The organism is Pseudoalteromonas sp. P1-25 (genome assembly GCF_001401805.1).
Lineage (GTDB): Bacteria > Pseudomonadota > Gammaproteobacteria > Enterobacterales > Alteromonadaceae > Pseudoalteromonas.
The window spans coordinates 100,256-107,081 of sequence record NZ_LKDW01000014.1 but is presented as its reverse complement, the minus strand read 5'-3'; the positions used below and the strand labels follow the sequence as shown (position 1 = coordinate 107,081).

4 protein-coding genes are annotated in these 6,826 nt (G+C 37.9%); 2 read left to right on the top strand and 2 right to left on the bottom strand.

Annotation, left to right across the window (positions count from 1 at the left end; translation table 11 throughout):
- Window positions 1-282 precede the first annotated feature (282 nt).
- On the top strand, window positions 283-477 hold the full coding sequence (locus tag AN393_RS10820) for a (2Fe-2S)-binding protein (RefSeq protein ID WP_055018044.1): 195 nt from the start codon (window positions 283-285) through the stop codon (window positions 475-477).
- 71 nt (window positions 478-548) lie between these two features.
- On the opposite strand, the gene bfr (AN393_RS10815) is transcribed toward AN393_RS10820, so the two are convergent.
- Window positions 549-1,013, bottom strand: a complete 465-nt coding sequence (bfr, locus tag AN393_RS10815; protein WP_004588793.1) for a bacterioferritin — start codon at window positions 1,011-1,013, stop codon at window positions 549-551.
- A gap of 12 nt (window positions 1,014-1,025) precedes the next feature.
- Complete coding sequence (bfr, locus tag AN393_RS10810) at window positions 1,026-1,499, bottom strand: bacterioferritin (protein WP_055018043.1); 474 nt, start codon at window positions 1,497-1,499, stop codon at window positions 1,026-1,028.
- Between the two features lie 559 nt (window positions 1,500-2,058).
- Here bfr (AN393_RS10810) and AN393_RS10805 point away from each other — a divergent pair.
- Window positions 2,059-6,816 carry a PAS domain-containing protein gene (locus tag AN393_RS10805; RefSeq protein ID WP_055018042.1) on the top strand — a complete coding sequence of 1,586 codons (4,758 nt, stop codon included), beginning with the start codon at window positions 2,059-2,061 and terminating at the stop codon, window positions 6,814-6,816.
- The last annotated feature ends 10 nt before the right edge of the window (window positions 6,817-6,826 follow it).

Sequence of the window (6,826 nt, the reverse complement as noted above, 5' to 3'; positions counted from 1 at the left end):
CTTACTGTAATAGATGTTTTCAAGCGATTTCTCGTTGTTTAAGAAATTTACCTAATAAAAAACATAATTATTTTTAGAGTGTAATTTAGTTAATAAATCTCAATTTAAGTGCCATATTTCATTATAAATCAATAAGTTCTCAACGCGCCGTGAATTCTCGATTTAAGTGGCACTGATCAAAAAATTTTCGAAAAATAAGATTTTTACTGCGAAACAATTGATAACCATTATTGTTTAGATTAATATGCAGCTACTAAATGAAATTGAGAGTAGTTTTTATTCATGTATGTTTGTCTTTGTCACGGGGTGACTGATAAAAAAATTGAGCAAACAATTGACGATGGTGCAACTACCATGCGTGAATTAACTAAAGAGCTTAAAGTAGGCAGCCAATGCGGTAAGTGTTGTTGTTGTACTAAAAAGATCCTAAATCGCAAACTTATTGAGATTGCAGATAGTACCGATCAAGTCGCTTAATTCATTATTACAAAATTCTGATACAAAAAAAGCAGCTTATAAAGCTGCTTTTTTTATGGCCTAAACTTACCTTACAGTTGAGACTGTAAGTAATTTTCAAGCCCCGTGTTTTGAATAAGTAATTGCTGGGTTTCTAGCCAGTCAATTTGTTCTTCCTGCTCGTTCAAAATATTATCAAGCGCTTCACGGCTAATATAATCTTTTTTGTTTTCAGCTAACTTAATTGCACTGCGCAAGTCATCAATTGTATCTAGCTCAAAGCTCATATTTGCAGCAATCATTTCTTCGCTGTTTTCGCCAATGCGTAATCGGCCTAAGTCTTGTAGGTTAGGTAAGCCTTCTAAAAATAAAATACGCTCAATTAAACGGTCGGCATTTTTCATTTTTTGAATTGAAACTTTGTAGTCTGCTTTATCGAGCTGGCTAAAACCAAAATCTTTAAACATACGGGCATGCAAAAAGTATTGGTTAATACCCACAAGCTCATTAGCAAGTACTTTATTTAAAGCAGCTATAACGTCTTTATCGCCTTTCATACTTTATGCTCCTTACTCGCCCATTTGTGCTTGATGGTAGTTTTGTGTACCAATTTTATCAATTAGACCTAGTTGTTGCTCTAACCAATAAACATGGTCTTCTTCGGTATCAAATAATAGCTTTTCTAATACTTCGCGAGACTGATAATCCTGCTGTTCTTCACAAATAGCAATTACGTCTTTAACACATGCAACCACTTCAAGCTCAAGTGTTAAGTCGTTCTGCATCATGCTTTTTACATCGTTACCAATCAAAAGATCACGGCGTTTAGTCATATTAGGCACACCTTCTAAAAACAAGATGCGTTTTATAAGCCAATCGGCGTGATCTTTTTCTTCTTCCATTTCATGGTTAAGGCGTACATATAATTTATCTAAACCCCAGTCATCATACATGCGTGAATGAATAAAATACTGGTCAATTGCGGCTAACTCATTGGCTAGCAAAGTATTAAATGCATCGATTACTTTTTGATTACCTTTCATGATAAATCACCTTAACTGTTTTAATTGTGCACAGTGTAGTTGAAATTATGTGTTTTGCAAGTTTTTCTATAAAAATCATTGCTTTACAATTGGTTTTGATTCTTATTTAAGTTTGCGTTACTGCTTGGTTTATGAACAGTTTTGCATTTTTGTTTAACTATGAAATGTGATTTATTTGTAGTATTTTCACAAAAAATTTTCAAATGTGGCTTAGGGTTTATACGTGTAAACGCACAATTGTATATAAGCGCGAGCGGTGTTATACCAAAAAATTGAATAAATTTAAGCACATTTTAAGGTTCTAGATAAGTAAAAGTTCGTATAAATAGTGAGCTTTAGTTTTTAACAATAAAATATAAAAAAGAGAAAGGTTAAATTTGCCGTAATTTAAACGTTTAGTCTATTTGAGTAATTAATTTTTAATTGCAACTTACTGATGTTTAAACTGTAATTAAGTGGTGTATTTTTCCCACTTTGAGGGCTAAAACTTGCGTCTTTTAGGTTTTAGTGCATTAATGTAGGTAACAAATAATGCATTTACAGTTATTGGATATATAGCATGGTTGAAGGAAAAAAGTATGGGCTGCTAAATGGCACAGCTCAGTCTGTGCGTAGTAAGCTGATCATTACTTTTTTGTTTATGGCTATTGTTCCTCTTTGCTTACTGACCTGGTTCAGCTTACAGCATGTAAATAGTACCTTAAAAAAAAATGCAGATGCAGAGCTTCACGAATTAAGCTCTATTGCATCTGAGTTTACTAATTTATGGTTTGATGATCATCTTACTGATTTATATACCTTTAAATACCAGCTTGCTAATTACCCTCTTGAACAAAGCAAACTAATAAACCATTTTGTTACTCACTATGATTTTGTAAATAGTATTGAGGTTATAGCTGCATCTACATTCGGGCAGCCCATTATCTCGCCTTATGGGCAGATAGACAAAGGTGAACTGAGCCAGCTTATTAACTCTGTAAGTACCTCAGCGCAAGCCACTTTCGGCTCTGTTGAGTTTAAAGGTAAACAGTTTAATATTGTGGCTATACCTTGGCTTAGTGATGCGCAAAAACTAGGAGGGGTAATTTTAGCAGAAGTAAATATGCATGGTCTTTTAGAAGGCCTAAGCACCATTCATAGCACACATAATGATGTTAGTTTTTTTGTACTTCATAACAATAAAATAGAGCGTTCTTCAGTAACGAATGCAGAAGAGGCTCCCGTTCTTACGCAAACCACACTAACTAATAAACAAATGTTTGAGTACAGCAGTACTCAGGGTACCACTTATAATGCTCACGTTAGCGAGTTAGATTTTTTGGGCGTAGAAGGGTGGCAACTTTTAGCGGCAAAACCTTCACACATAATGCTCAAAGACTTTGGTTATTATAAACGTTTGGCAATTTTATCAAATGCAGTGTCTTTATTGCTTGTTTTATGTGCAGCTTGGTGGTTTAGTCGGCGCTTATCTAAACCTTTAATTCAGCTCACCTCAGTAATGACTAAAATTACCGATGGCGAGAAAGTAACTGTACCGACCTTAACTGATAGCCATGAGTTAAATAGGTTATCAGTCGATCTTCAAAAAATGGTGGCAGTGAAAGAAGAGCAGCAGAGTATACTGCAAAAGCAACGTTCAGCTTTGCAAACCGCGTTTAAACAATTAGATGAGCAAAAAAGTGCCCTTGATGAACATGCCATTGTTGCAGTAACCGATTTAGCGGGCACTATTACTTTTGTCAATAAGAAGTTTTGTGAAATAAGCGGCTATGAAGAACATGAGCTTATTGGCCAAAACCACCGCTTACTAAACTCAGGCAGGCACGACAAAGGTTTTTTTAAAAGCATGTATAAAACCCTTAAACGGGGTGAAGTATGGAACGGCCAAATATGTAATAAAGCAAAACATGGGGGGTTTTATTGGGTAGATACTACCATAGCGCCATTTTTTGATGAGCACGGTAAACCACAAAGCTACATTGCTATTCGCACCGATGTAACACCATTGAAACTACAAGAGCTTGAACTTGAACAGCATAAAACCCAGTTGCAGTTAGTTATAGATACCACCGCTGTAGGAATATGGGATTGGTTTATAGATACCAGCAAAGTGACGTTTAATAATCGCTGGGCAGAAATAATAGGCTATAAGCTCAGTGAGCTAGAGCCAACAACAATTGATACTTGGTATAAGTATGCACACCCTGATGATTTAGTTATTTCAGAGCAAAAATTAAAAGCGCATTTTAACGGTGATACAGACTACTATGTCAGCGAAGCGCGGATGAAACACAAAGATGGCCACTGGGTGTGGGTGCTTGATACTGCAAAAGTAGTCGACTGGAACTTAGATGGCTCGCCTCGGCGTATGATCGGAACACATTTAGACATTACCGAGCGTAAGCAGATTGAATCTGAACTACAGTACAGCCGCGACCGCTTTGCTTCGTTAGTAGATAATATTCCAGGCGTGATTTATCGGTGTAAGTTTGATAAAGCATGGACCATGTTATATATGAGCGATCAGGTAAAAGGTATAACAGGTTATACGCCAGATGCGTTTATAAATAATAAAATACTGAGCTTTGCTTCAATGATTCACAAAGACGACAAAGAGGTTGAGCTACAAGTAAGTACTTGTATTGCTCAAAAACTACCTTGGTCGATTGAATACAGAATAAAAAGAAGTGATGGCCATATTCGTTGGGTACACGAAAAAGGTCAGGCCATTTATGGTGATGACAACCAAGTACTGTATTTAGATGGTTTTATTTCAGATATTACTGAGCGCCACAATACTCAAGCAGAAATTACCCGCCAGCAAAATTTGCTTGAGGCAATGAGTAAACAAGGCCAAATTGGTGCATGGGAAATAAACCTTGAAAGCCAAACCATGTATTGGTCAGATGTAGTAAAAGTAATACACGAAGTACCAGAAGAGTTTGAGCCTAGCATCGAAACAGCTATAAATTTTTATAAGCCAGGAGAGCATCGAGAGAAAATCAGTACTTTATTTGAATGTGCAGTCACTTTAGGTGAAAGCTGGAGTGTTGAGCTGATCATTTTAACTTATACCGGTAAAGAGCGCTGGGTTAAGTCGATGGGGCAGGCGGAATTTAAAGACGGTAAATGTGTGCGTGTTTTTGGGTCATTCCAAAGTATTGATACACATAAACGCCTAGAGTTAGAAAGCGAAAAAGCAAACGCCTATAACAAAAATTTAGCGTCATTAACGGTTTCGCCTGAGGTACAAAATAGCGACGTTGCACAAGTCAAAAAGCTGGCGATAAAGTCGATGGTAGAGGTATTAAATGTTGAACGTGCCTCTATTTGGATACTTAACAAACAGTGCGACGAAATGGCATGCCATGGCTTATATACTCGGCAAAACGGATTTGTAGATTTTGACGGCGTGCTCAAAAAGGCTGATTTTCCAAGTTACTATGAGGCAATTTTTGATCAAAACCTAGTGGCAATTGACGATGTGTATTCGCACAAGGCAACGGTTGAATTTACCCAAAGCTATACTCAACCATTAAATATTGAGTCGATGCTGGATGCAGTTATTTCATCCGGAGATGGTAATTTAGGTATTTTATGTGCAGAGACCGTCGGAGAAAAGCACATTTGGACGCAAAGTGAGGAGACTTATTTGCGCTCTTTGGCTACGTTAGTGGGTAGCACATTGGTCTCGCAAAAGCGTAAAGAAACCGCTGAAAAGCTAAAAGTTGCTTTAGTACAAGCGCAAGAGGCTGCGGTGGCAAAAAGCCAATTTTTAGCCACAATGAGCCATGAAATACGCACACCGATGAATGGCGTATTAGGCATGTTAGAATTGGTTGAGTTAGAGTCATTAAGTAAACCGATAGAAAAAAAGGTCGCTATTGCTAAAAGTAGTGCTCATTCTTTACTTGGTGTTATTAACGATATACTCGACTTTTCAAAGGCGGAAGCAGGCAAAGTTGAGCTTGAGCATATACATTTTAATGCTCGCGACTTAATTGGCGAAATAGCTGAGGCGCAGGCCTTTACCGCACAAGAAAAAGGCATTGAGATTATTTTAGATTTAGTCGCGCTAGAGCCTTCACACTTAATGGGCGACCCTGGGCGCATACGCCAAGTGGTAACCAACTTAATTAGTAATGCGGTTAAATTTACCAGTCAGGGTGAGGTGGTGGTAAGTGCTTCTGTAGAAAAAACTGAGCAAGCTCTACTACTTAATATAAAAGTAAAAGACTCAGGAATTGGCATAACCGAGGCAAAACAACAGCAATTATTTACCCCTTTTTCGCAAGTGGATGCATCAACCACACGGGAGTACGGAGGCACGGGCTTAGGGCTTGCTATATGTAAACAGTTATGTGAGCTAATGAATGGCAAAATTTCACTGGTGAGCGCACCTGGCAAAGGCAGCGAATTTACTGCAACCATGCAAGTGGCTGAAGGGGAAGAAAAAGAACGCATTATCCCTAATATAAATATGAGTTCGTTAAATGTACTCGTAGTTGATGATAACGAGACTAACCGCTTAGTTATTTCTCAACAGTTAGGACATTGGGGGGCAAAAGTTACGCTTGCTAGTAGTGCTAAGCAGGCGCTTGAGCTATGTGCAAAGCGCATAGAAAACAAACAAACTATGTTTGATATTGCCGTGCTAGACATGCAAATGCCAGAAATGGATGGAATGGAGCTGTGTAAAGTACTTAAAGCACATGATGACTATAAAGCCATGCCACTGGTAATGATGACCAGTATTGCAGGTATGGAAGGCGCTCAGCGCTACTCAAAAATTGGTTTTCAAGCGTATTTTCCTAAACCAGTTACAACCGCCGATTTAATTTCTGCGTTATCGGTTATAACAAGTTCAGACAGCACCGACCCCCTTCCTCTGGTGACTCCAGGGTATATTTCGTCACTAAGAAAAGAAAAATCAGGCACACCTGCAAAAATTTTATTAGTTGAGGATAACCCCGTTAATCAACATGTTTCTACACTAATGCTTAAAAAGCTAAATTGCGAGGTGATACTAGCGCAAAACGGGCAAGAAGCCATAAACACCTTAAGCGAGCACAACGAGGGGTATTTTGACTTAGTATTAATGGATTGCCAAATGCCGGTAATGGATGGCTTTGACGCCACTGCTAATATACGAGACGGTATGGCAGGGGATGAGCACAAAGCAATAAAAATAATTGCCCTAACCGCTAATGCAATGAACTCAGATAAAGAACGTTGTATTAATGCCGGTATGGACGACTACTTAACTAAACCCATTCAGCTTGATATTTTAAAAGAAAAAATAGAGCAGTACTTTTAGGATTAATAAC

Coding starts and splice junctions, on each gene's coding strand:
- AN393_RS10820 (WP_055018044.1), top strand. CDS start 283: ATGTATGTTTGTCTTTGTCACGGGGTGACTGATAAAAAAATTGAGCAA.
- bfr (WP_004588793.1), bottom strand. CDS start 1,013: ATGAAAGGCGATAAAGACGTTATAGCTGCTTTAAATAAAGTACTTGCT.
- bfr (WP_055018043.1), bottom strand. CDS start 1,499: ATGAAAGGTAATCAAAAAGTAATCGATGCATTTAATACTTTGCTAGCC.
- AN393_RS10805 (WP_055018042.1), top strand. CDS start 2,059: ATGGTTGAAGGAAAAAAGTATGGGCTGCTAAATGGCACAGCTCAGTCT.